This window comes from Bartonella sp. AA74HLJMH (assembly GCF_042197045.1).
In the GTDB taxonomy this organism is placed as follows: domain Bacteria; phylum Pseudomonadota; class Alphaproteobacteria; order Rhizobiales; family Rhizobiaceae; genus Bartonella.
Genome location: NZ_JBHIRJ010000071.1, coordinates 1 through 2091, shown reverse-complemented (window position 1 = coordinate 2091; position 2091 = coordinate 1). Strand labels below are relative to the sequence as shown.

The 2091-nt window shown below is 47.2% G+C and carries 1 pseudogene; it reads left to right on the top strand.

Annotated features, from left to right (window positions below):
- Nucleotides 1–2091, top strand: a pseudogene (locus ACFINH_RS09645) (hypothetical protein); the annotation flags it as partial.

Genomic DNA, 2091 nt, shown 5'->3' with positions numbered 1-2091 from the left:
TATTCGTATGAAACCTTTGCGCCGTTAGAGCAGGTTGTTAATGCAAGACAAGAGTCGGAAAAAGCCATGGCGCGTGCGAATGGCGCGCAACAGGTTGCAGAAGAGGCGAAAAAAGTATCGGAAAGAGCGCTTAGCGAAGTTACCAAAACGGGTGAAGCGGTTACAGCAGTAACAACAACGGCTAATCTTGCAAAAGATACAGCGGATACAGCCAAGGGATTAGCCGAAGAAGCCAAGAGTGCCTCTGAAGCCGCCAAGCAAATGGCAGAAGAGGCGAAGGCAGGATTTGATAGAGCTACAGGGGAAATAAGTAGTACGAAAGGTTCATTGGCTACGGCATTGCAAAGTTTTGTAGAGGTCAAGCAGGCAAGTGAGAACGCCGTCCATGTCTCGACAGAAGCAAAGAGATTAGCCGATGAATCGAAATCCATTGCTGAACGTGCAGAACAAACAGCGAGAGATGCTTCCCAAACAGCAACAGAGACGACGCAAGTAGCCGCAACAGCGGTAGCAACGTGTCATGAAGTTAAGACAGTAGCGACACAAGCAAGTATGAAGGCAGATGGAGCCAAACAGACAGCCGCTGATGCGAAGGATATTGCCGAAGAAGCAAAAGGTTTATCGGAACGGGCGACATCTTCTGTTAGAGAACTTACAAAAACAGCGTCTCAAGTACAAACGGCAGTAGAGAAGGCATTAACGGAGTCAAGAGAATCCAAACAGATAGCAGAGTCATCTAAGACACTCTCAGAAGAAGCCAAACAACTTGCAACAGAAGCCCAAAATGCCTCTACCAATGCGCTTACAGAAGCGAATGCAGCGAAGGATAAAGCATCTACAGCGCTTACCTTAGTCAATGATGTCAAGAATATTTCTGAAGAAGTGAAAGGTATTGCAGAAACGGCATTATCGACCGCTACCACAGCTAAACAGGCTGGTGATGAGATCGGGCAAAAAGCTTTAGAAGCGTTAACGAAGTCGAGTGAAGCTAAGAGTTTAGCGGAAACAGCTCATAGCACAGCAGTAAGTTCACAGCAGACAGCCGCTGATGCAAAAGCTAAAGCCGAAAGTGTAGAGACAGTTGCGAATGCAGCGAAGAGCACAGCAGAAGAAGCCAAGAATGTAGCGGATAGAGCAACAGAGAAAGTAGAGCAAGCTGTAAGAGAGGCTAGCGATGCGAAATCTAAAGCGGAAAGTTTAAAGACTGTTGCGACTGAAGCGAAATCCACGAGTGAACAAGCAAGTCAAACAGCCTCTAATGCTAAAAGTTTATCAGAAGAAGCAAAGGTTAAAGCAGAAAGTGTAGAGAGAGTTGCGAATGAAGCAAATCAAACAGCGACTTCTTCGAAGAGCGTATCAGAAGAAGCAAAAGAAGAGGCAAGTAATGCCAAAGCGATAGCCTTAGAAGCGAAAAGTGCAGCGGATACAGCAACAGCGACGGCTCATCAAGCCCAACAGAGTGCAGAGGAGGCTACAAAATTAGCTTCTGAAGCGAAAGCGGTAGCAGAGTCTGCGGCGCGTTCAGGAGAGACGGCAGGGCAGGTTGATGCAGAAGCGTTGAAGGGTATAGCTACAGCAGCAAAGAGTAAAGCGGAAGCAGCAGAGAAGGTAGCAGAAGAAACGAAAGGTGCTTTGGATGGTCTAAAACAATTAGCCAATAGTGCGAAGTCGACAGCGGACGAGGCAAAGAAGGTAGCTGATGGTGCACAAAAGAAGGCATCACAGGTAGAGACAGTAGCGGGTGAAGCTGAAAAGATAGCGAAAGAAGCCAAACAGACAGCTGGTTATGCTAACCATGAGGCGGCACAAGCGCGCAGTGAGGTAGAAAAGGCAAAAAGTACAGCTCATGAAGGATGGAGTAATGCCAATAAAGCTCAGGAAGTAGCAGGTGACGCTAAGACTATAGCAAGTTTAGCGCGTACGTACGCAGATGAAGCCAAGAAGATAGCGGAAAATTCAGGCAACACAGCTCATCAAGGGTGGAGTACAGCTAACAACGCGAAGGAAGTGGCAGATAACGCTAAGACTATAGCAAGATTAGCAGAAATGGCAGGTGAAGAAGCCAAGAAAATAGCAGAGAAAGCCGATGAC